Genomic DNA, 24,016 nt, shown 5'->3' on the forward strand with positions numbered 1-24,016 from the left:
GTCGAGCAGATAGATCGCGGTGTTGGCCAGCGGCCGGCCGACGCTGTGCGGGTTGGCCTGCGGCGCGCAGTCGGCGACGCTGGCGTTGATCGTGGTTTCGGTCGGGCCGTAGGCGTTGGACAGCGCCGGGCGATGGCCGCCGCGCGCCCACCACGCCGCCAGCGCGGCCGGGCTGACGGCGTCGCCGCCGATGACGATCTGACGCAGCGCGGCCGGGATCGCCACGTCCGCGGCCTGGGCCAGCTGCTGCCAGAACAGGGTCGGCAGGTTGGCCACGGTCAGCGCGTGCTGCGCGCACAGTTCGCACCAGCGCGCCGGCCCTGCGATCCACTCGTCGGTGCGCAGCACCAGGGTGGCGCCGCTGAGCAGCGCGGTGAAGATCTCCTCCACCGACACGTCGAAGGTCGGCGAGACGAACTGCAGCACGCGGTCGGCCGCGCTCAGCGCGTAATGCGCCTGCAGCGCCGCGATCTGGTTGATCAGGCCGGCGTGTTCGACCATCACGCCCTTGGGCTGGCCGGTGGAGCCGGAGGTGTAGATCACATAGGCCAGCGCGTGCGCGTCGTCCGCGGTCTCGTCGAGGTCGTTGCCCCGCAGCGCGGCCCAGGCCTCGGCGTCGGCGTCGATGTCCACCAGCGTCGCCGCGGCGGCCGGCAAGCCGGCGATCAGCTCGCGCTGGCTCAGCACCACCTTGGGCGCGCTGTCGCCGAGCAGATAGCTCAGGCGTTCGGCCGGATAGGCCGGATCCAGCGGCACGTAAGCGCCGCCGGCCTTGAGCGTGGCCAGGATCGCCACGATCAGCTCGGCGCTGCGCGGCAGCGCGATGGCCACGCGCTCGTCGCGGCCGACGCCGAGCGCGCGCAGATGCCGGGCCAGGCGATTGGCGCGGGCGTTGAGTTCGGCGTAGCTCAGCCCCTGCCCCGCCTGCTCCAGCGCGGTCGCATCGGGCGTGCGCGCGGCCTGCTGTTCGAACAGGCGATGGATGCCGCCGGCCTGCGGCACCGGCCGCGCGCTGGCGTTGCGGTCTTCCAGCACCCGCCGGCGCTCGTCGCGGCCGAGGATGCCGATGCGCGCGACCGCGCGGCCGTCGTCGCCGATCATGCCGCGCAGCAGCGCCTTGAAGTAATCGACATGGCGCGCGACGGTGGCGCGGTCGAACAGCGCGGTGGCGTATTCGAGCTGGCCGACGATGCGGCCGCCGACTTCCTGCAACGCCAGCGACAGGTCGAACTGCGCGCTGCGATGCTCGCCGGGTCCGAGTTCGCGCAGGCTCAGCGCGCCCAGGCTCAGTTCCGGCTGCGGCGTGTTCTGCCAACTGAACATCAGCTGGAACAGCGGGCTATGGGCGAGCGAGCGCTCCGGCTTGACCGCCTCGACCACTTGCTCGAACGGCACGTCCTGGTGCGCCTGCGCCTGCAGCACCTGCTCGCGCACGCGCGCCAGCAGTTCGCCGACGCCGGGGTCGCCGCCGAGGTCCAGGCGCAGCGCCAGGGTGTTGACGAAGAAGCCGATCAGCGGCTCCAGCTCGACCCGGGCGCGGTTGGCGACCGGGGTGCCGATCACCACTTCGTCCTGCCCGGCCAGGCGCGCGGCCAGCGCGCTCCACGCCGCCAGCAGGGTCATGTACAAGGTGGTGCCGTGCTTGCGCGACAGCGCGCGCAGCGCGTCGCTGGTGTCTTCGTCCAGTTCCAGGTCGAAGCTGGCGCCGGCGTAGTCCTGCACCGGCGGACGCGGCCGGTCGGTCGGCAGTTCGATCAGCGCCGGCGCGCCGGCGAGGCGTTCGCGCCAGTAGTCCAGCTGCGCGCCCTGCGCCGGGTCGGCGAGCCAGTCGCGCTGCCACAGCGCGTAATCGGCGTATTGCAGCGGCAGCGCCGGCAGCGGGTCGGTATCCATCGCCACGCCGTCGAGCGCGTAGGCGCGGTACAGCTCGCTGAGCTCGCGCACCAACACGCCGACCGACCAGCCGTCGGAGACGATGTGGTGCAAGGTCAGCAGCAGGGCGTGGTCGTCCGCGCCGAAGCGCAGCAGGCGCCCGCGCGCGAGCGGGCCGGCGGCGAGGTCGAACGGCGCTTCCTTTTCGATCCGGCTCCAGCGCGCCAGTTCGGCGTCGATGTCCTCGGCGTCGCTGAGATCCTGATGGGCCAGGGCGAAACCGGCGGCCTCGCCGATGCGCTGCACCGGCCGGCCGTCGTGCGAGGCGAAGCGGGTGCGCAGCGCCTCGTGGCGGGCGACGATGCGATCGAGCGCGGCCTGCAGCGCGGCCACGTCCAGCGGCCCGCGCAGGCGCAGCCCGCCGGCCATGTGATAGGCGGCGCTGGCGGCTTCGTCCATCTGCGCCAGGAACCACAGCCGCTGCTGCGCGAACGACATCGGCAACGCCGGCGGCCGCGCCGCGGCGGCGATCGCCGGCAAGGTTTCGCCGCGCTGCGCCGCGGCGGCGCGGGCGAAGTCTTCCAGCACCGGATGGGCGAACAACAGCGACAGCGCCACGTTCAGGCCCAGGCGCTGTTGCAGCCGCGCGGTCGCCTGCAAGGCCAGCAGCGAATGGCCGCCGAGGTCGAAGAAATGATCGCGCCGACCGACCCGCTCGAGCTGCAGCAGTTCGGCCCAGATCTGCGCCAGCGCGGTTTCGGTCTCGCCCTGCGGCGCCTCATAGGCGCGGTGGGCGAAGTGATCGTCCTGCGGCGCCGGCAAGGCGCGGCGGTCGAGCTTGCCGTTCGCGGTCAACGGCAGGCGCTCGAGGGTCACGAACGCCGACGGCAGCATGTATTCGGGCAGCTCGCGCGCCAGCGCGTCGCGCAGTTGCGCGGCCGGGGCCAGCGCGTCGCCGACCAGGTAGGCGACCAGGCGCTTGTCGCCGGCGCCGTCCTCGCGCGCGTGCGCCGCCGCCTCGCGCACGCCGGGCAGGCGCGCCAGGCGCGCGTCGATCTCGCCCAGTTCGATGCGGAAGCCGCGGATTTTGAGCTGGTGGTCGTTGCGGCCGAGGAATTCGAGATTGCCGTCGGGCCGCCAGCGGCCGAGGTCGCCGCTGCGGTACATGCGCGCGCCGACGCGGCCGGCGAAGGGATCGTCGAGGAAACGCTCGCGGGTCAGTTCGGGCCGATTGAAGTAACCGCTGGCGACGCCGGCGCCGCCGATGTAGATCTCGCCGGCGACGCCTTCGGGCACCGGCTCGCCATAGGCGTCGAGCAGGTAGATCGCGGCGTTGGCGATCGGCCGGCCGATGTGCGGCGCCGCGCCGTCTGCGCGCAGCGGCCCGGAGGTCGCCACCACCGTGGTCTCGGTCGGGCCGTAGTTGTTGATCAGCTCGAACGGCAGCGGCGCGGCGGGCACGCGGCTGAGGCGGTCGCCGCCGGTGAGCAGGCTGCGCAGCGCCTTGCCCGGCTTGGCCGCGGACGTAGACGTATCCGACAGCACGATCTCCGCCAGCGCAGTGACCAGGAAGCCGCTGTGCAGTTCCTGCGCCTGCCACCACTGCAGCAGTTGCAGCGGATCGCCGGCCGCGGCGCGCGGCGGCAGCGCCAGGGTCGCGCCCATGCTCAGCGCCGGCCAGATTTCCCAGGTGCAGGCGTCGAAGGCGACGCCGGCCATGGCCGCGGTGCGCTCGCCGGGTTGCAGCGGGAAGGTCTCGCAATGCCAGCCGACCAGGTTGGTCAGGTTGGCGTGTTCCACCATCACGCCCTTGGGCTCGCCGGTGGAGCCGGAGGTGTAGATCACATAGGCCAGATTGACCGCGCTGAGCCCGAGCGCGCCGGGGTACGGATTCTCCGCCGGCGCCTGCGCCCACGCCGCCTCGTCGTCGAGGCGCACGACCGCCGTGGCTTCGCCGAGCGACAGCGCGGCGTGCAGTTCGTCCTGGGTCAGCAGCGCCTTGGGCGCGCTGTCGGCGAGCAGGTAGTCCAGGCGTTGCGGCGGATAGGCCGGATCCATCGGCACGTAGGCGCCGCCGGCCTTGAGCGTGGCCAGCATCGCCACCACGAGCTCCGGGCTGCGTTCCAGCAACAACGCCACGCGCCGGTCCGGGCCGACGCCGAGCCCGCGCAGATGCGCCGCGAGCCGGTTGGCGCGCGCGTTGAGTTCGGCGTAGCTCAGCCGTTGTCCGTCCTGCTCCAGCGCGATCGCCTCGGGCGTGCGCTGCGCCTGTTCCTCGAACAATTGCTGCATGCACACGCCCTGGCGATAGGCGCGACGCGGCGCGACGCCGCGTTCCACCGCGGCGCGGCGCTGATCGGCGTCGAGCAAGGCGATGCGCGCGACCGGCTGGGCGTCGTCGGCGGCCATGCCGCGCAGCAAGGCCTTGAGGTAGTCCAGGTGCCGCGCGACCGTGGCGCGGTCGAACAAGGCGGTGGCGAAGCCGAGGCTGCCGACGATGCGGCCGTCGATCTCCTGCAGGCCCAGCGACAGGTCGAACTGGGCGCTGCGGCGCTCGCCGTCGGCCAGGGCCTGCCAGTGCAGGCCGCCGATCTCCAGCGCTTCGCCTTGCTCGGCGTTGTGCCAGGTGAACATGAGCTGGAACAGCGGCGTATGCGCGAGCGAACGCGCCGGCTTGACCGCTTCGACCACCTGCTCGAACGGCACGTCCTGGTGCGCCTGCGCCTGCAGCACCTGCTCGCGCACGCGCGCCAGCAGCTCGCCGGCGTTCGGCGCGCCGCTGAGGTCCAGGCGCAGCGCCAGGGTATTGACGAAGAAACCGATCAGCGGTTCCAGCTCGACCCGGTTGCGGTTGGCCACCGGTGTGCCGATCACCACCTCGTCCTGGTTGGACAGGCGCGCGGCCAGCGCGGCCCAGGCCGCCAGCAGGGTCATGTACAAGGTGGTGCCGTGCTTGCGCGACAGCGCGCGCAGCGCTTCGCTGAGTTCGGCGTCGAGTTCCAGGTCGAGGCTGGCGCCGGCGTAGTCCTGCACCGCCGGGCGCGGCCGGTCGCCGGGCAGTTCGATCAGCGCCGGCGCGCCGTCGAGGCGTTCGCGCCAGTACGCCTGCTGCTTGAGCTGGACCTCGCCGCTGAGCCAGTCGCGTTGCCACAGCGCGTAATCGGCGTATTGCACCGGCAGTTCCGGCAGCGGATCGATCTGCGCGGCGACGCCGTCGACGGCGTAGGCGCGGTACAGCTCGCCGAGCTCGCGCATCAGCACGCCCATCGACCAGCCGTCGGAGACGATGTGGTGCAGGGTCAGCAGCAGCACGTGCTCGCCCTCGCCCAGGCGCAGCAGGCGGCCGCGCGCGAGCGGGCCGGCGGCGAGGTCGAACGGTGCGTCTTCTTCGGCGCGGCTCCAGCGCGCCACTTCGGCATCGATGTCGGCGGCCTGGCTCAGGTCGTGGCGCTGCAGCTGGAAACCGGCGCGGGCGAGGATGCGCTGCACCGGCTGGCCGTCGACCCAGTCGAACACCGTGCGCAGCGCTTCGTGGCGCTGCACGATCCGGTCCAGCGCCGCCTGCAGCGCGGACTCGTCGAGCGCGCCGCGCAGGGCGAAGCGCAGCGGCACGTGATAGGCCGCGCTGGCCTGCTCGCCCATGTTGGCGATCAGCCACAGCCGCTGCTGGGCGTAGGACGCCGGCCAGTACGCGGCGTCGCCGCCGCGGCGCTGGATCCGCTCGGCCGCGCCGCCGCTGCGCGCCAGTTTCGCGGCCTTGGCGCGGGCCAGCAGGGCTTCGCGCTCGGCGCGGCTCAGACCATCCATCGAAGAGGTATTCATCAGGCGGAGCCTTTGACCAGTTCTTGCTCGGAAAGAAGAGAGGCGATGTCCTGCGGGTCGAACGCCGACAGTTCGTAGTCGACGATCACGCCCGACAGCGCGGCCAGGGTCGGGTTGGAGAACACTTCGGCCAGCGGGATGTCCAGCTCCCATTCGCGGCGGATGCGCGAGACCAGCTGCGTCGCCATCAGCGAATGGCCGCCGATCTCGAAGAAGTGGTCGTGGCGGCCGATGCGCGGCAGCTTGAGCAGTTCCATCCACACCGCGGCCAGCACGTTCTCGATCTCGCCCTGCGGTTCCTCGTAGGCCTGCAGCGCGTAGGCGTCGCCCTCCGGCGCCGGCAGCGCGCGGCGGTCGAGCTTGCCGTTCGGCGTCAGCGGCAGGCGTTCGAGCACCGCGAACGCGGCCGGCAGCATGTACTCGGGCAGTTCCTTGGCCAGCGCCTCGCGCAACTGCGCGGCCGCCGGCACATCGGGGCCGACCAGGTAGGCGACCAGGCGCGGCTCGCCCGGGTTGTCCTCGCGCGCATGCACCACCGCCTCGGCGACGCCGGGCTGGCGGGCCAGGCGCGCCTCGATCTCGCCCAGTTCGATGCGGAAGCCGCGGATCTTGACCTGATGGTCGTTGCGGCCGAGGAACTCGATCCGGCCGTCGCCGCGCCAGCGCGCCAGATCGCCGCTGCGGTACATGCGCGCGCCCTCGCGGCCGGCGAACGGGTCGTCGAGGAAACGCTCGGCGGTGAGCTCGGCGCGGTTGAGATAACCGCGGGCGACGCTGGCGCCGCCGATGTAGAGCTCGCCGGCCACGCCCTGCGGCACCGGTTCGCCGTGCGCGTCGAGCAGGTAGATCGCGGTGTTGGCGATCGGCCGGCCGATATGCACCGCGCCGTCGTCGGCGCGCAGCGTGCCCGAGGTCGCGACCACCGTGGTTTCGGTCGGGCCGTAGTTGTTGACCAGTTCGAACGGCAGCGCCGCATCGGGCAGGCGGTTGAGGCGGTCGCCGCCGGTCAGCAGGCTGCGCAGCGCCCTGCCCGGCCTGGCCGCGGCCGCATCCTGCAGCGCGATCTCGGCCAGCGCGGTGACCAGGAAGCCGCTGTGCAACTCCTGCGCCTGCCACCACTGCAGCAACTGCGCCGGATCGCCGGCGGCCGCGCGCGGCGGCAGCGCCAGGGTCGCGCCCATGCTCAGCGCCGGCCAGATTTCCCAGGTGCAGGCGTCGAAGGCCATGCCGGCCATGCTCGCGGTGCGTTCGCCGGGCTGCAGCGGGAAGGTCTCGCAATGCCAGCCGACCAGGTTGGCCAGGTTGGCGCGCTCGACCATCACGCCCTTGGGCTGGCCGGTCGAGCCGGAGGTGTAGATCACATACGCCAGATGGTGTTCGTCCAGGCCCAGCGCGGCCGGGTCCGGATCGGCGTCGGACAGCTGCAGCCACGAGGCCGACGGATCGTCGATCACGACCACGCCGGCGGTCATCAGCGCGCGGCTGGACGGCAGCGCGTCTTCCAGCGAGGCCTGGGTCAGCACCACCTTGGGCCGGCTGTCGTCGAGCATGAACGCAAGACGCTCGCTCGGATACTGCGGATCCAGCGGCACGTAGGCGCCGCCGGCCTTGAGCGTGGCCAGCATCGCCACGATCAGCTCCGGCCCGCGTTCCAGCAGCAGCGCCACGCGCTGGTCCGGACGCACGCCGAGCGCGATCAGGCGATGGGCGAGACGATTGGCGCGGGCGTTGAGTTCGGCGTAGCTCAGGCTCGCGCCTTCGTGCGTCACCGCCGCGATCTGCGCGGCGTCGCGCGCGCGCGCCTGCACCCGCCGCACCACGCTGAGTTCGCGCGGGTACGGGCGCCGGGTCGCGTTCCAGGTCTCCAGCACCTGGCGCCGCTGCGGCGAGGACAGCAGCGGCAGCCGGCTCACCGGCCGCGCGTCGTTGGCCACCATCGCCGCCAGCAGGGTCTTCCAGTGGCCGCTCCAGCGCACGATGGTGTCGGCGTCGAACAAGGCCTTGGCGAACACCACCGAGCATTCGATGCGATCGCCGGTCTCGGTGGCCGACCACCACAGGTCGATCTGCGCCGAGGTCGTCTCCGGCAGGATCGGCTCGATCTCCATCTGCGGCAGATGCAGCGTCCCGTCGGGCGTGTTCTGCATGACGAAGGCGACCTGGTACAGCGGCGTGTGCGCGCGGCTGCGCGGCGGCTTGACCGCCTCGACCACCTGCTGGAACGGCACGTCGTTGTGCGCCTGCGCCGCCAGCGCGGTGGCGCGCACGCGCGCCAGCAGTTCGGCCGTGCTCGGCTCGCCGGACACGTCGATGCGCAGCGCCAGGGTGTTGACGAAGAAGCCGATCAGCGGTTCGACCTCGGCGTGGCTGCGGTTGACGCCGGCGGTGCCGACGACCAGATCGTCCTGGCCCGACAGCCGGCTCAGCAGCGCGGCCCAGCCGGCGAGCAGGGTCATGTACAAGGTGGCGCCGTGGCGCTGGCTCAGCGCGCGCAGGCCCTGGCTCAGTTCGGCGTCGAGCTCGAAGGTCAAAGTGCCGCCGCTGAGGTCCTGCACCGCCGGCCGCGGCCGGTCGCCGGGCAGTTCCAGCAGCGCCGGCGCGCCGAGCAGGTGCCCGCGCCAGAACTCCAGCTGGCGCTGCAGCACCGCGCCGTCGAGCCATTGGCGCTGCCACAGCGCGTAGTCGGCGTACTGCACCGGCAGCGGCGGCAGCGGATCTTCGGCCGGCGACAGGCCATCGACGGCATAGGCGCGGTACAGCTCGCCGAGCTCGCGCATCAGCACGCTCATCGACCAGCCGTCGGACACCACGTGGTGCACGGTCAGCAGCAGGATGTGGTCCTGCGCCGCCAGCTTCAGCAAGCGGCCGCGGATCAGCGGGCCGGTGCCGAGGTCGAAGGTCTCGTGCGCCTCGACCAGGGTCCAGCGCTCGACTTCGGCGTCGACATCGGCGGCGCCGCTGAGGTCGTGCCGGTTCAGCGCGAAGCGGCCTTCGGCCTGGATGCACTGCACCGGCTGGCCCTGTTCCAGGCCGAAGCGGGTGCGCAGCACTTCATGGCGCTGCACGATGCGGTCGAGCGCGGCCTGCAGCGCGGCCTCGTCGAGCGCGCCGCGCAGGCGCAGGCCGCCGGGCACGTGGTAGGCCGCGTTCGCCTCCTCGCCCATCTGCGCCAGGAACCAAAGGCGCTGCTGGGCGAACGACAGCGGCAGCGCCGCCGGGCGCTGGCCGGTGCGGATCGGCGGCAAGGTGCTGGCCTCGGCCTGGGCCACGCGCTCGGCCAGATCGCTCAGCACGGGGCTGGCGAACACGCTGGCCAGTTCCAGTTCCTGGCCCAGGCGCTGGCGCACGCGCGAGGTCAGCTGCATCGCCAGCAGCGAGTGGCCGCCGATCTCGAAGAAATGATCGCGCCGGCCGACCCGCTCGATCCGCAGCAGTTCGGTCCAGATCTCGGCCAGCGCCTGCTCCACCGGTCCTTGCGGCGGTTCGTACTCGCGCTGCACGAAGGCCTCGCCGTCCGGCGAAGGCAGCGCGCGGCGGTCGAGCTTGCCGTTGGGAGTCAGCGGCCACGCCGCCAGGGTCACGAACGCCGCCGGCAGCATGTACTCGGGCAGCGCCTTGGCCAGCGCCGCGCGCAGGTGCTGCGCTTCGGGAATCTGCGGGCCGACCAGATACGCGACCAAGCGGCGTTCGCCGCTGGCGTCCTCGCGCAGCGTCACCAGCGCTTCCTGCACGCCGGGCTGGCGGGTCAGCTGGTTTTCGATCTCGCCCAGCTCGATGCGGAAGCCGCGCAGCTTGACCTGTGCGTCGTTGCGGCCCTGGAATTCCAGCACGCCGTCGCCGCGCCGCCGGGCCAGGTCGCCGGTGCGGTACATGCGCGCGCCTTCGCGCCCGGCGAAGGGATCGTCGAGGAAGCGCTCGCGGCTGAGCTCGGCGCGGTTGAGATAACCGCGGGCGACGCCGGCGCCGCCGATGAAGATCTCGCCGGCGACGCCGGTCGGCACCGGTTCGCCGTGCGCATCGAGCAGATAGATCGCGGTGTTGGCGATCGGCCGGCCGATCGGCGGCGCGCCCGCCGCATCGGCGTCGCACGGCTGGTACGTCGCCCAGATCGTCGATTCGGTCGGGCCGTAGGCGTTGACGAAGCGGCGCCCGCGCGCCCAGCGCCGCACCAGCGCCTGCGCGCAGGCGTCGCCGGCCACGACCAGGGTGCGCACGCTGGCGAAGGCGGCTTCGTCTTCGACGCTGGTCAGCACCGCCGGGGTCAGGGTGAGATGGGTGATGCCGTGGCGGCGCACCGCATCGGCCAGGGTCTGGCCGGCGAGCAGCGCGCCGGGCGCGGGCACGTACAGGGTCGAGGCGTGGCAGAGCGCCATCACCATCTCGAACACGCTGGCGTCGAAGCTGAAGGACGCGCACTGCAGCACGCGGCTGCCGGGCGCGACCTCGAGCGCGTCGGCCTGCGCGGCGACCAGGTTGCACAGGCCGCGGTGCGGCACCATCACGCCCTTGGGCTTGCCGGTCGAGCCGGAGGTGTAGATCACATAGGCCAGATGGTCCGGCGTCAGCCCCAGCGCGTCGGCGTCCGGATCGGCGTCGGAAAGCTGCGCCCACGGCGCCGCCGGGTCGTCGAGTTCGACCACGCTGGCGGTCATCAGCGCGCGGCTCGCCGGCAGGCGTTCCTGCACCGAGCTGTGGGTCAGCACCGCCTTGGGCCGGCTGTCGTCGAGCATGAACGCCAGGCGTTCGGACGGATACTGCGGGTCCAGCGGCACGTAGGCGGCGCCGGCCTTGAGCGTGGCCAGCATCGCGATCACGAAGTCGGCGCCGCGTTCCAGCGCCAGCGCGACGCGGTGGTCCGGGCGCACGCCCAGCGAGATCAGGTAATGGGCCAGGCGGTTGGCGCGGGCGTTGAGTTCGGCGTAGCTCAGGCGCTGGTCTTCGTGCACCAGCGCCGGCGCGTCGCCGGCCTGCGCGGCCTGCGCTTCGACCCAGGCGTGGACGTGGCGCTGCGGCGGCAGCGCGCGCTCGGTGCGGTTCCACGCATGCACCGCCTCTTCGCGTTGCGCCGGGGTCAGCAACGGCAACCGGCTCAGCGCCTGGGCGTCGTCGGCGATCATGCCGCGCAACAGCACTTCCCAGTGGCCGATCCAGCGCTCGATGGTGTCGGCGTCGAACAAGGCGGTGGCGAACACGACTTCGCCGTGCAACTGCTCGTCCTGCTCGCTGATCGACCACCACAGGTCGGTCTGCGCGCGGGTCTGCGGCGCTTCCATCGCCTCGACCTGCACACCGGGCAGATCCGGCACCGGATCGACCTGGTTCTGCATCACGAACACGACCTGGTACAGCGGCGTGTAGGCCAGGCTGCGCGCCGGCTTGAGCGTTTCCACCACTTGCTCGAACGGCAGGTCCTTGTTGGCCTGCGCGGCCAGCGCGGTGTCGCGCACCTGGGCCAGGAACGCGGCCGCGCTGGGGTCGTCGGACAGGTCGAAACGCAGCGCCAGGGTGTTGAGGAACAGGCCGATCAGCGGTTCCAGGTCGGTGCGGTTGCGGTTGACCATCGGCGTGCCGACGACCAGGTCCTGCTGTCCCGACAAACGCCCCAGCAGCGCCGCCCAGGCCGCCAGCAGGGTCATGTACAAGGTGGTGCCGTGGCGATGGCTGAAGGCGTGCAGCTCGCGGGTCAGCGCCGCATCGAGGCTGAAGCGGCGGCGCTCGCCGGCGTGTTCCTGCACCGCCGGGCGCGGCCGGTCGGTCGGCAGTTCCAGCAGGTCCGGCGCGGCGCGCAGGTGGTCGCGCCAATAGTCCTGCTGGTGCCGCAGCAGGTCGCCGTCGAGCCAGCCGCGCTGCCACAGCGCGTAGTCGGCGTACTGCACCGGCAGCGGCGGCAGCGGGTCGTGCCCGGCCGCAACGCCTTCGACCGCGTAGGCGCGGTACAAGGCGCCGAGTTCGTCGATCAGCACGCCCATCGACCAGCCGTCGGAGGCGATGTGGTGCTGGGTCAGCAACAGCGCATGGTCGTCCTCGCCCAGGCGCAGCAGGCGCCCGCGCACCGGCGCGGCGCGTTCCAGGTCGAACGGCGCGCGCGCTTCCTCCAGCGCATGCCGCTGCAGTTCGGCCTGCGGGTCGGCGGCGGCGCTGAGATCGTGGCGGCTCAGGGCGAAGCCGGACGCGGGCTCGATGCGCTGCACCGGCTGCCCGTCGACGCGCTCGTAGCGGGTGCGCAGCGCTTCGTGGCGCTGCACGATGCGCGCCAGCGCCGCGTCCAGCGCCGCCGCGTCCAGCGCGCCGCGCAGGCGCAGGCCGAGCGGAATGTTGTGCGCGGCGTTGGCTTCCTCGCCCATTTGCGCGACGAACCACAGCCGTTGCTGGGCGAACGACAGCGGCAGCGCGTCCGGACGCGGCCCGGCGCTCAGCGCCGGGAGCGCGTCGGCCTGGGCCTGGGCCAGCGCGGCGGCGAAGTCGGCCAGCACCGGCTGGGCGAACAACTGCGGCAGCGAGGCCTCCAGGTTCAAGCGCTGGCCGATGCGCGACAGCAGCCGCATCGCCAGCAGCGAGTGGCCGCCGAGGTCGAAGAAATGGTCGCGGCGGCCGACCCGTTCGACCCGCAGCAGTTCGGCCCAGATCTGCGCCAGCGCGGTTTCGGTCTCGCCCTGCGGCGCCTCATAGGCGCGGTGGGCGTAATGCTCGTCCTGCGGCGCCGGCAGCGCGCGGCGGTCGAGCTTGCCGTTGGCAGTCAGCGGCAGGCGTTCGAGGATCACGAACGCGGTCGGCACCATGTAGTCCGGCAGCTCGCGCGCGAGCGCCTCGCGCAGTTGCGCGGCCGGCGCCAGCCCGGCGCCGACGAGATAGGCGACCAGGCGCTTGTCGCCGGCCGCGTCCTCGCGCACGTGCGCGGCGGCTTCGGCGACGCCGGGCAGGCGCGCCAGCTGCGCTTCGATCTCGCCCAGTTCGATGCGGAACCCGCGCAGCTTGATCTGGTGGTCGTTGCGGCCGAGGAATTCGAGATTGCCGTCGGGCAGCCAGCGGCCGAGGTCGCCGCTGCGGTACATGCGCGCGCCATCGACGCCTGCGAAGGGATCGGCGAGGAAGCGCTCGGCGCTCAGTTCGGGACGGTTGAGATAGCCGCGGGCGACGCTGGCGCCGCCGATGTAGATCTCGCCGGCCACGCCTTCGGGCACCGGCTGGCCGTGCGCGTCGAGCAGATAGATCGCGGTGTTGGCGATCGGCCGGCCGATGTGCAGGGCGGCATCGTCGCCGCGCAGGCGGCCGGAGGTCGCCACCACCGTGGTTTCGGTCGGGCCGTAGTTGTTGATCAGTTCGAACGGCAGCGCGCGCTCGGGCAGGCGGCTGAGGCGGTCGCCGCCGGTCAGCAGGCTGCGCAGCGCCCTGCCCGGCTGGGCCGCGGCGGCGTCGGACGGCGCGCTGTCGGACAGCATGCTGTCGGACAGCACGATCTCGGCCAGCGCGGTCACGAGGAAGCCGCTGTGCAGTTCCTGTTGCCGCCACCAGTGCAGCGCCTGCATCGGGTCGCCGGCCGCGGCCTGCGGCGGCAGCAGCAAGGTCGCGCCCATGCTCAGCGCCGGCCAGATTTCCCAGGTGCAGGCGTCGAACGCGACGCCGGCCAGACTGGCGGTGCGCTCGCCGGGTTGCAGCGGGAAGGTTTCGCAGTGCCAGCCGACCAGGTTGGCCAGATGATCGTGCTCGACCATCACGCCCTTGGGCTGGCCGGTCGAGCCGGAGGTGTAGATCACATAGGCCAGGTCGCCGCCATCGACCGCGACGCGATCGCCTGCGGCGGTGTCGCCGGCGTCCGCCTGTGCGTCCTCGCCGTCGAGCTGCAATACCGGCGCCGCCGCGTCCAGCGCGAACTGCGCGCGCAGCTCGGCCGTGCTCAAGACCGCCTTGGGCGCGCTGTCGGCGAGCAGGAACGCCACGCGCTCGGCCGGATAGGCCGGGTCCATCGGCACATAGGCGCCGCCGGCCTTGAGCGCGGCGAGCATGCCCACCACCAGTTCGACGCTGCGCGGCAGCAGCAACGCTACCCGATCGTTCGTGCCGACGCCCAGCGCGCGCAAACGCCGCGCCACGCGCTCGGCGCAGGCGTCGAGTTCGGCGTAGCTCAGTGCATGCCCGTCCTGTTCCAGCGCCACCGCGTCGGGCGTATCGGCCGCGCGGCGCTCGAACGCGCGGTGCACGCCGCCCTGGCGCGGGTAGTCGCGCCGGGTCGCGTTGCGTTCGCGCAGCAGCCGTTCGCGCTCGTCGCGGTCGAGCACGTCGATGGTCCAGGCCGCAGCGTCCGGCGCGCGTTCCAGCGCATCCACGGCGCGTTCCAGCACCCGCTGCAGGTAATCGCAGACCCGCCCGCCGTCGATGTCGGCGACGATCTGCAGGCCCAGGCCGAAGTCCTCGCCGCGGTCGTCGACCGAGAGATTGAAGGCGTAGTTGGTCCGCTCCTTGAACGCGAGCAACTGCACGCCCTCGCCCCAGCCGCGCTCCACGTCGATGCCGAGCGAGCCGGCGCTGTAGTGATAGTTGAGCAAGGCCGAGAACAGCGGCGTCGATGCCGGCAGCGCGCTGCAGCGCTGGGCCAGCGCCAGCGGCGCGTGTTCGTGCCAGACCAGCTCCGACAGGCTGGCGTGAGTGGCCAGCACGCCTTCGCGCACGCCGACCTCGCCCAGGCGCACGCGCACCGGCAGCGTGTTGATGAACAGGCCGAGCGCGCGATCGGCGCGCGAACCGCCGTGCATGCGCCCGAACAGCACCGTGCCGAACACCGCCTCGTCCTGGCCGGCGGTCTTGGCCAGCACCTGGCCCCAGGCCCAGTGGAACACGCTCGCCGCGCTGACGCCCAAGGCCTTGGCCTGGGCGCGGATGCGCCGCGACAGCGCCGGATCGAGCGTGCGCTGCAGCTCGACGATGTGCTGGCCCGCGCCCTGCACATCCTTCAGGCCGAACGGCGCGGTGGTCTGTTCGACATCGCCGAGGATGCGGCGGAAATAGCTCTCGTGTTCTTCCACGCTCACGCCCAGGCGCGCCTGGGCGACGAAGTCGCGGAACGGCACCGGCGCGGGCAGTTCGCTTTCGCGCCCGTCCTGGATCCACGCCAGTTCCTGCATCAGCAGGTCGCTGGTGATGTGGTCCATGATCAGGTGGTGCTGCAACAGCGTCAGCAGCCAGCGCTGGCCGGCCGCGTCGAACGCGGCGAAGCCGCGCATCTGCGGCGCGCTGCGCACATCGATGCGGTTGTGCGACGGATCGGTGTGGGCGAGCAGCTGCGCCTCGACATCGGCGCCGTCGAAGGCCAGGGTCTCGACCTGCAGCGTCGCCTTGCGCCAGACCACCTGCACCGGTTCGCCGAGGCCTTCCCACAGCACCGCGGTGCGCAGCGCGTCGTGGCGGTCGATGGCGACCTGCAACGCGCGCACGAAGCCGTCCAGGCGCTCGCGCGAGTCGAACGCGAGCGTGGTCGACAGCAGGTAGGGATCGCCCTGGGTCTGCAGCAGATGATGGAACAGGATGCCTTCCTGCAGCGGCGCCAGCGGATAGACGTCCTGCAGGTTGGCCGCGCCGCCGGCCACCGAATCGACGATGCGCGCCAGTTGCGCCTCGTCCAGGCGCACCAGCGGCAGCAGGTCCGGCGTCAGCGCGGTCGCGCCGGCCGGGATCAGGTTCGGCGGCACCGCGACTTCGCGCCAATCGCGTTCGCGCGCCTGCTCCACCGCGCGCGCCAGCGCCGCCAGGGTCGGTTCGGCGAACAGCGTGCGCACGTCGGCGTAGAAGCCGCGGTCGCGCAAGCGCTCCATCAACTGCACGGCCAGCAGCGAATGGCCGCCGGACTCGAAGAAATGGTCGTCGCGGCCGACGCGCTCGAGTTGCAGCAGCTCGGCCCAGATCTGCGCCAGCGCGGTTTCGGTCTCGCCCTGCGGCGCGGTGTAGGGCCGTTGCGCGTAGGCCTCGTGGTCCGGCGCCGGCAGGGCCTGGCGGTCGAGCTTGCCGTTCGGCGTCAGCGGCAGGCGCGGCAGCGTCACGAACGCCGCGGGCACCATGTAGTCGGGCAATTCGCGCGACAGCGCCGCACGCAATTGCGCCGCCGGCGCGATGTCGGCGCCGGTCAGATAGGCGACCAGGCGCTTGTCGCCGGGACGGTCCTCGCGCGCGTGCACCACCGCCTCGTCGACGCCGGCCAGTTCGCGCAGGCGCGCTTCGATTTCGCCCGGCTCGACCCGGAAACCGCGGATCTTGATCTGCTGATCGTTGCGGCCGAGGAATTCCAGGTTGCCGTCCGGCAGCCAGCGGCCGAGGTCGCCGGTGCGGTACATGCGCGCCTCGGCGCCGCCCGCGAACGGGTCAGCGAGGAAACGCTCGGCGGTGAGCTCGGGCCGGTTGAGATAACCGCGCGCCACGCTCGCGCCGCCGATGAAGATCTCGCCGGGCGCGCCGTCCGCGACCGGCCGGCCGTCCTCATCGAGCAGATAGATCGAGGTGTTGGCGATGGGACGGCCGATATGCAGCGCGGCATCGTCCGCGCGCAGCCGCCCCGAGGTCGCCACCACCGTGGTTTCGGTCGGACCGTAGTTGTTGATCAGCTCGAACGGCAGGTGCGCGTCCGGCAGGCGGCTCAGGCGGTCGCCGCCGGTCAGCAGCCGGCGCAACGGCCCGGCCGCGGGCGCGCGCTTGAGCGCGATCTCCGCCAGTGCGGTGACCAGGAAGCCGCTGTGCAGTTCCTGCGACTCCCACCAGCGCAGCAGCGCCACCGGGTCGCCCGCCGCCGCGGCCGGCGCCAGCACCAAGGTCGCGCCCATGCACAGCGGCGGCCAGATTTCCCAGGTGCAGGCGTCGAACGCCAAACCGGCCGCGCACGAACTGCGCTCGCCTTCGCTCAGCGCGAACGCATCGCAATGCCAGTCGAGCAGATTGCGCAGGTTGCGGTGCTCGACCATCACGCCCTTGGGCTGGCCGGTCGAGCCGGAGGTGTAGATCACATAGGCCAGATGCTCCGGCGCCAGGCCGGTTTCGGCGCGGCTAAGATCGCTGCCGTCGAGCCGATCCCACGGACGTTGCGGCGCGTCCAGCGCGATCCGCGGCGGCGATGCGGCCGCATCCCCGCCCTCGCCCAACGTCAGCAGCAGCCGCGCGCCGCTGTCGGCGAGCATGTAGCCCTGGCGTTCCGGCGGATAGGCCGGATCCAGCGGCAGATACGCCGCGCCGGCCTTGGCGACGGCCAGCATCGCCACGATCAGCTCGGCGCTGCGCGGCAGGCGCAAGGCGACGCGGTCGTCCGCGCCGACGCCGAGCGCGCGCAGATGCCGCGCCAGGCGGTTGGCGCGCGCGTTGAGTTCGCCATAGCTCAGCTCGAAGCCGTCCTGGCGGATCGCGACCGCCGACGGCGACCGCGCTGCGCGCTTCTCGAACAGTTCGTGCGCGCACAGCTGCGCGTCCAGGGAATGACGGTTGACGATCGGGGCGGCCGGAGCGTTGTCGCTGCGACGGTGGTGGTCCGTTCTCATCGATGTCCCTTTGAAGTGGTCGCGCCGCATTGCCGCACGGGTTGGAAGCGCGGATTGCGACAGGTGGGTCGATCTGTTCGGGTTGCGGAATGCGGCGTTTTGCAGGCGTTTTCGCGAGAAAACCGCGGCCCGGCCGAAAAGCGCGCGCACGAATCCAGGAGGCGATGCCCCCGGAGCGATGGCGATGGATGCGCGAGGGCCGCGCGGAGCGCGGCCTCAGTGGCGGTCAACAGTACATGACGGTGTCTTGTGCATAGAGCATGCGGATGCTGGCGATCGGTCCGTGATGAATCCGCGCTTGAGCGCGGCGCGCATGAAAACAACCGGTGGCTTCAGCCGAAGCGGCCCGGAAGATGAGACGTCTATCTAATGCTTGTTATGACGGCGGGAACGCATTACCGAGAGCACGTAGGCAGCGGGGCGCGATAGCGAATTCCCCGATCGAAGGACGCATTTCTATGCGGAACGTTGCGCTCTTCGGAATTAAATATAAAGCGATGGCATCGACTGTTGTGTGATGTCTCTCTGGTTTGGTTGTTCCATCCGATTTGCTCGTGTGATTTCGGTCAAGGAGTGAATGAAGTTCTTTTGGATCGTCGAACGAATCCTCGCTCGCGCTCGTCGCATGAACTGCGAAACGACGATCCGCGCACATCGACGCAGGCGAAAAAACCGGCTTTTCCCTGGGGAAAACCGCCATTCGCGCGAAGCCTTCCTGCGCGCAGAAAAACATCGAATGATGTTTGTCATGTTGCGAAAGTGTTTCGCGACGAGGTCAAACAGATCGCTTCATCGTGCAGTAATGAATCGAATGAACGAACGCGCGCGGCGCGCTGTCGATAACCTGTCGCCGGAATCTATTGGCGATATTTTCGTCAATTGACGTTTGTCACTCGCGGCCCGATCCGCATAGCGCATCGCGATACCGTGCCGCATTCGTTTATCGATGTGGAAATTTGTTTTCGGTTTTACTGCGGGCTCGCCGATCTGCGACGCAGTTCCTTTCCGCCACGCGCGGATGCGTGCGGGTCGCGCCGAGGCGCTTCATGCCTGCTGTCCCGTGCCATGCCCATGCGCGCGCGGCAGGGCGCGCCGCTTGGCCCTGACGGTTTCCGATCGGCACGGCGCTTCGCGGCCACGGCCGAGCGCAGCGAGGCGAGCCGCCTTCGCCGCGTTTGCGGGCTGGGTTGGCCAGGCGGCGCCGCAACGGGCGCCGGCGCCGGCCTAGGTCAAGGCCAGCGCCTGCGCGTCGTCCTGCGCGCGCGCGCGCAGCGCCGGCTGGCGCCGGCATTCGAGCAACAGCGGCGAGGCCAGATCGCACTGCGGATGCATGCGGATCAGGCCGTGCACCGCGCCGGCCAGGCCGGTCATCAGCCCCGGCGTGAACGCCTTGCGGGTGACGCCGCCGACGATGCCGTGCTCCTCGATTCCCGACACCACCTGCATCGTGGCGGCTTCGCGCTCGCCGGCGCAGCCCTGCGGATCCAGCGCGGCCGCGCGCACCAGCAACTCCCATTGCGAGAAATCGCCGTGGCACAAGGTGTGGGTGAGGCCCCACTGCCCGCGCGTCAACGCCACCGCGCGGCGCAGGTCGCGCAATGCGCCGGCGTCGCCGTCGCGCGCGTACAGGTCGGCCGCGGCCAACCCGATGCCGACGCCGCCGTTGCACCAGGTCGGGAAGTTGACGCTGTCGACCATGCGCACGTCGTGCCAGTTGCCGCTGGCCGGATCGAACAGCGAATCCTGGAACGCGAACGCGGCCGCGGCCAGTTCGCGCCAGCGCCGGCGGTCGTCCTCGCTGCCGGCCTGGCTGCGCGCCAGCCGCGCCAGCGCCCAGCCCATGCCATAGCCGCCGTGGCCGAAGCCGCCGATCGGATCGGGGAACGCCGGCGACAGCCAGTACGCGCCGCGCTGGTCGCGGTGCGCGGTCACCTCCAGCCGCCGCGCCGCGTCCGCGGCCAGCGAAAGCCAACGCGGATCGGCGGCGGCGCGGGCCAGTTCCAGCAGCGGCACGATCGCGCCGGCGCTGCCGCCGGTGATGTCGAGGAAGGGTTCTTCGGCGAAGCCCACGCGTTCGAGTTGCTGCGCGCAGGCGCGCGCGTCGTCGAGCAATTGCGGCCGGCCGAGCAGGTCGTGCAGGACCAGCCAGGCCCAGATCCGGCTGCCGTCGCCGTTGAAGCCGCCGACCACCGCCGAGGCTTCGACCTGGGTCTGCCGGCGCATCGCCAGCAGCGCGCCTTCCAGCGCCTCCTCGACGCCGTCGACCGGGTCGGCGCGGCCGTGCTCGGTCTCGTGGCGATAACCGGCCAGCGCCACCGCCACGCCGCCGAGGCCGAAATAGGCGTCGGCGCCGAGCGGCTGCACGTGCCAGCCGTCGCCGCCGAAACTCTCCGGCGAAATCCAGGTGGTCGAACCGTCGTGCGCGCGCACCGACAGCCGCAGCAGGCGCTGCACGGTGTCTGCGGCGAGCGCGCGGCGGCGTTGGTCGAGGCGGTCGCGATGCGGATGGCGGGCGTAGTGCGAACGGCTGTCGCGCTCGCTCGGCCCGTCGGTCTCGCTGTTGAGCTGGGTGACCACCAGCGAGCTGCGCACGATCATTTCCTCCAGCTCGATGCGCATGCCGCGCCACTCCTCGACCGTGGCCTCGATGCGCTGCGCGCTGAGCGGTTCGACGAAGGCCGGAATATCGCCGTAGCGCAGGTCGTCGATCTCGACCGCGATCTGCTCCGGCGACGGCGCCTGCGCCGACGGGCTGCGCGCGAACAGCGCGCGCGCACGCTCGATCGCCTTGTCTTCTTCGTGCAGCGAGGCCGGATGCCAGAGCATGCGGCCGACCTCGACATAGGACTGGGTGGTCCGGCGCACGTCGCGCGCGCGGCAGCCTTCGAACGCGGCCAGCAGCGGCGCCAGCGCGCCGTCGGCGTCGAGCGCGCGCAGGTGGCGCGACGCGTCGAGGAAGCCGTCGCTGATCTGGTCCCAATAGCGCGACACCTCGGGCTTGGGGCTGGGATGGTTCTGCGAGGCCGACAGCTCGGCCTCGACCATCGCGACCCGCGCCTGGGTGGTGCCGTCGTCGACGATCACCGGCACCTGCAGCTGCGGCTGCTCGCCCGGCAGCGAACCGGCCGCGGACAGATCGGCGCGGCCGAAGCCCATCACCGGCGAACGGAACGGCACGATGCCGGTGCGCAGCACCGAGTTCTGGATCAGCTCCTGGGCCAGGTCGTAGGCCGGCCCAAAGCGCGAGGGCGCGGCCGGACGCTGCGGCGCGAACAGGCTTTCGACATCGACCACATGCGGCACCGGCCCGGCCGCGACCAGGTTTTCCAGATGGATGTCGGTGCCGCCGAGCAGGCGCAGCACCGCCAGCCAATGGCCGAGGCGGCGATAGAACTCGCGCAGTTGCGCGTCGCCGTCGCAATAGCGGTGTTCGACGAACGCGGCCCAGCCGTAGTCGCCGCGGTCGAGCACGTCCGGCACGCGGATGCGCTCGTCCGCGCCGAACACCTGGGCGAGGAAGCCGTCCAGCGCCGCGTCGATGCGCAGCGAGCGCGGCTTGTACATCAGCTTGCCGCCCGCGAACGCGACCCGGGCGACGGTCTGGCCGCCGTCGTGCAGGTCGCCCTCGCCCAGGCCGATGCCGAGCAGGCGGCCGAGCGGGCGGCGCGTCCACTGCGACAGCAGCGCGCGGTCGGCGGCGATGCGCGCGACCAGGGTCTGGATCGCGGCGCTGTGCTGGTCCAGCGCGCGCTGCAGCCGCGCCAGCAGCGGCGGATAGCGGCGCTGCAGATGGGCGGCGAATTCAGGGCTCTGCGCCAGCTCGACGAAGCGCGCGAAACGCTGCGCATCGTCGCCTTCGCCGAGTTCGCCGCTGTGGCGGGCGGCGTGAAGTTCCAGCACCAGCACCCGATTGAGCTTGAGCCGCGCGTTGGCGTACAGCGCCTGCGCGGCGGTGGCGCGGATCAAGGCGGATTCTTCGGCGTCCCAGTCCTGCGCCGCGGCGGCCAGGCGCGCGGCGAAGGCCGCGTCGGCGCCGGCGGTGAAGCGGTCGATGATCGGGCCGAAGCCCTCGTCCATGCGGCTTGCGGCCATCGTATGCGACCTCGGTACGGGCTGGGTGCGATTGGGAGAAACAGGCGGCGGCCGCAACGGCGGCGCGGCGAAGCTACGCAGGCGCTGGCGGCTGCGCGGGCGGTTTCATCGGGGATTGCGGCGGGCGGCGATGGGCCCGAGCGGGCCGCGCCGCCCGCCGCGAGGCGGCATTACATGCAGCAGACGCAACGGCCGCTGGGACAGGTCGATACCGACGTGGAGTGGGTGATGGGCGCCCTCATCGCGTCTTCGACCGCGTTTTCGCCTTCCAGGAACAACGGACCGGCCGGATTGTCGAAACCGGCGACGTTGCCGGTACCGGTGAGCCAGCCTTTGATCAGATCGTTGTCTTGCATTGAGAATCCTCCCTGACTACTGGATGTCGCCCAGCAAACGGCCGTTCCCTGTTTCGAAATCCCGCCGCACCCGGGCACCGATTTCTACTGCCTTGGCTTGTACTGCATGGCCGTCCGCCGCAGCGAATGTACATCGGCGACGCAACGCCGGAACGACCACCGCCGCACTCTAGGCAGCGGCTCGATCAACTGTCAAATCGACGCAGCTCGCGCACGCAGGCCGCTTTGCGCGGCGCAGTGCGCAAAGGCGAGCGGCAGCCTTACGCGGCGCGCCTTGCGCGGGATTGTCCGGCGCCGCGCAGCCGCAGTTCGCTTCGCTGCCGCCGCGCGCCGGCGCGAGGCCGTGTGCGCGATGCGGCATCGCACCACACTGCCCGCCTCGCGCCGTTGACGCTATCCTCGCGTTGCGGCGATGCGCGAGGCGGCGCCTGCGCGCCGCCGATGCCGCCGCGGTTACCGATGCCGTTACCGATGCAGTTACCGATGCCGCCCCGCCCTGGAGCTTCGCGATGTCCTCGTTCGCCCGCTTGATCGAAGAGTTCGACCCGGATGCCGGGATCCTGCCGCCGCCGCACTGGTTCCAGGGACGCACGGTCTATGGCGGCCTGACCGCGGCGCTGGCGCTGCAGGCCGCGATCGGCAGCGCGCCCGCGGGCCTGCCGCCGCTGCGTGCGGCGCAAGTCGCCTTCGTCGGCCCGGCCTCCGGCGCGCTGCGCTTCCGGCCGCGCCTGCTGCGCCAGGGCAAGTCCTCGCTGTCGATCGATGTCGACGCCGACAGCGACGGCGAGCCCGCGCTGCGCGCGCTGTTCGTGTTCGCCGCCGCGCGCGCCAGCCGCATCGCCCACGATTTCTCGCAGCGCCCGCAGGTGCGGCCGGCCGGCGAATGCCCGCGCCTGCCGGTGCACGAGCTGGCGCCGCGCTTTCTCGGCAACTTCGACGTGCGCCTGGCCGGCGGATCGGCGCCGGTGTCGGGCGCGGCGAATCCGGAGTTCATCGCCTGGGTGCGCCACCTCGACGACGAAGGCGTGGCGCCGGCCGTGGCCCTGGTCGCGCTGGCCGACGCGCTGCCGCCGGCGGCGCTGGCGAGCTTCACCGAAATGGCGCCGGTCAGCTCGATCGCCTGGAGCTTCGAATTGTTCGACCCGCCCGCCGGCCGCGGCTGGTTCCTGCTGCGCTCCTTCAGCCAGCAGGCCGCGCACGGTTATTCGGTGCAGGACATGGAAATCTGGGACGAATCCGGGCGGCGCGTGCTGGCCGGCCGCCAATCGGTGGCGCTGTACCAGTAACGCCGCAAGCGCGGACGAAAACGACGCGGCCGCCCGGATCGTCCGGGCGGCCGCGCCGGTGGCGAAACGAATGCGCGGCTTACATGACGCAGCCGGCGACCACCTTGTAGTTCTTGGTCGTCGGGCCATAGCCGGTGTCGCCGCAGCTGGCCGGCTGACGTACGCCGACCACGGCGGTGCCGGCGTCGTTGTAGTAGATCGTCGAGCAGAAGCAACCCTGCGATTGGGTGGCGGCGCCGGTGCTGGCGGATGCGGCCAGCAGGACGCCCAACGCGATCAGCTTGATGCGGTGCATCGAATCTCTCCTTCGACAGGTGCGCGGCGCTACTGCCGCGGACGCACCATACACCCGGCGATTCGCAGCGCCTGCAACGCCGCGGCGCGAAGTGTGTCGGGGTTCCCATGCGCGCAGCGCGGCGCAGATGAACTGTGAGCGGCATCGTGAATATACGGCCCGTTGCGGTCGCGCGCGGCGCGCCTCACGCGTTCGCCCGCATAGCGCTTCGGCCCGTGCGCCGGAGCCGCGACCGCACAGCGACGGCGTATAGTCCTTCGCGCGACGCCGCGCGAATGCGCCAGGCGCGCCCTGCCCGTCCACTGCGAGCGCCACCATGCCGCCGACCGACCGCGACAACGCCCGACTCGTCGAGATCCGCACCTACCGGCTCAAGCCCGGCCACGGCGAGCGCTTCGTCGCGGCGATGGCGGCCGCGCTGCCGATGGTGCGCGCCAGCGGCATGGACGTGGTCGCCTTCGTCCGCTCCGGACACGAGCACGAGAGCTACTGCCTGATCCGCGCCTACGCCGACCGCGCGCAGCTGGTCGCGCAGCAGGACGCGTTCTACGGCTCCGACGCCTGGCGGCAAGGCCCGCGCCAGGCCTTGGTCGATTGCCTGCAGGACTACCTCAACACCTTGCTGTGGCTGTCGCCGCAGGGCATCGAGGACCTGCGTTCGCGCAACCGCCTGGACAACGACTGATCCGACCACCGCGGCGGCCGGCGCCTGCACGCCGCCGTCCGCAGCTCAGGCGCGCCGCCACGGACGCAGGCGCGCGAACCACGGCCGGCGCGCCGGCG

The 24,016-nt window shown here is 71.7% G+C and carries 8 protein-coding genes (1 of these 8 running past the window's edge); 3 read left to right on the forward strand and 5 right to left on the reverse strand.

The window, feature by feature from the left end; all coding sequences use genetic code 11:
- On the reverse strand, positions 1–5,694 hold the 5' portion of the coding sequence (locus A7A76_RS08685; protein WP_206410828.1) for a non-ribosomal peptide synthetase. Its footprint begins 19,899 nt before the window's first position; 5,694 of the gene's 25,593 nt are visible here — the first part of the coding sequence; its start codon is at positions 5,692–5,694; the stop codon falls past the left edge of the window.
- Positions 5,694–17,204 (reverse strand): non-ribosomal peptide synthetase, encoded by an 11,511-nt coding sequence (locus tag A7A76_RS08690; protein ID WP_206410829.1) that lies wholly within the window; start codon positions 17,202–17,204, stop codon positions 5,694–5,696. The genes A7A76_RS08685 and A7A76_RS08690 overlap by 1 nt, the downstream gene beginning before the upstream one ends.
- A 577-nt stretch (positions 17,205–17,781) precedes the next feature.
- On the opposite strand from A7A76_RS08690, the gene A7A76_RS08695 reads away from it, so the two are divergent.
- A complete protein-coding gene (locus A7A76_RS08695) occupies positions 17,782–18,087 on the forward strand; it encodes a hypothetical protein (RefSeq protein ID WP_206410830.1) in 306 nt (101 codons plus the stop codon).
- Between the two features lie 341 nt (positions 18,088–18,428).
- On the opposite strand, the gene A7A76_RS08700 is transcribed toward A7A76_RS08695, so the two are convergent.
- Both A7A76_RS08700 and A7A76_RS08705 read right to left on the reverse strand, forming a co-directional pair.
- Complete coding sequence (locus A7A76_RS08700; protein ID WP_206410831.1) at positions 18,429–21,296, reverse strand: type 2 lanthipeptide synthetase LanM family protein; 2,868 nt, start codon at positions 21,294–21,296, stop codon at positions 18,429–18,431.
- A gap of 170 nt (positions 21,297–21,466) precedes the next feature.
- On the reverse strand, positions 21,467–21,652 hold the full coding sequence (locus tag A7A76_RS08705; RefSeq protein WP_206410832.1) for a DUF6229 family protein: 186 nt from the start codon (positions 21,650–21,652) through the stop codon (positions 21,467–21,469).
- Positions 21,653–22,161: 509 nt separating this feature from the next.
- Here A7A76_RS08705 and A7A76_RS08710 point away from each other — a divergent pair.
- Positions 22,162–22,938: a thioesterase family protein gene (locus A7A76_RS08710; protein ID WP_206410833.1), complete on the forward strand. Its 777-nt coding sequence runs from the start codon at positions 22,162–22,164 to the stop codon at positions 22,936–22,938.
- A 79-nt stretch (positions 22,939–23,017) separates the two neighbouring features.
- Here the strand turns inward: A7A76_RS08710 and A7A76_RS08715 are convergent, their stop codons facing one another.
- On the reverse strand, positions 23,018–23,233 hold the full coding sequence (locus A7A76_RS08715; RefSeq protein ID WP_206410834.1) for a DUF6289 family protein: 216 nt from the start codon (positions 23,231–23,233) through the stop codon (positions 23,018–23,020).
- A gap of 316 nt (positions 23,234–23,549) precedes the next feature.
- On the opposite strand from A7A76_RS08715, the gene A7A76_RS08720 reads away from it, so the two are divergent.
- Positions 23,550–23,918: an NIPSNAP family protein gene (locus A7A76_RS08720; RefSeq protein WP_206410835.1), complete on the forward strand. Its 369-nt coding sequence runs from the start codon at positions 23,550–23,552 to the stop codon at positions 23,916–23,918.
- Positions 23,919–24,016 lie beyond the last annotated feature (98 nt).

The organism is Lysobacter enzymogenes (assembly GCF_017168095.1).
Classification (GTDB): Bacteria; Pseudomonadota; Gammaproteobacteria; order Xanthomonadales; family Xanthomonadaceae; genus Lysobacter; species Lysobacter enzymogenes_D.

Coding starts and splice junctions, on each gene's coding strand:
- A7A76_RS08695 (WP_206410830.1), top strand. CDS start 17,782: ATGAAGTTCTTTTGGATCGTCGAACGAATCCTCGCTCGCGCTCGTCGC.
- A7A76_RS08720 (WP_206410835.1), top strand. CDS start 23,550: ATGCCGCCGACCGACCGCGACAACGCCCGACTCGTCGAGATCCGCACC.
- A7A76_RS08715 (WP_206410834.1), bottom strand. CDS start 23,233: ATGCACCGCATCAAGCTGATCGCGTTGGGCGTCCTGCTGGCCGCATCC.
- A7A76_RS08700 (WP_206410831.1), bottom strand. CDS start 21,296: ATGGCCGCAAGCCGCATGGACGAGGGCTTCGGCCCGATCATCGACCGC.
- A7A76_RS08710 (WP_206410833.1), top strand. CDS start 22,162: ATGTCCTCGTTCGCCCGCTTGATCGAAGAGTTCGACCCGGATGCCGGG.
- A7A76_RS08705 (WP_206410832.1), bottom strand. CDS start 21,652: ATGCAAGACAACGATCTGATCAAAGGCTGGCTCACCGGTACCGGCAAC.
- A7A76_RS08690 (WP_206410829.1), bottom strand. CDS start 17,204: ATGAGAACGGACCACCACCGTCGCAGCGACAACGCTCCGGCCGCCCCG.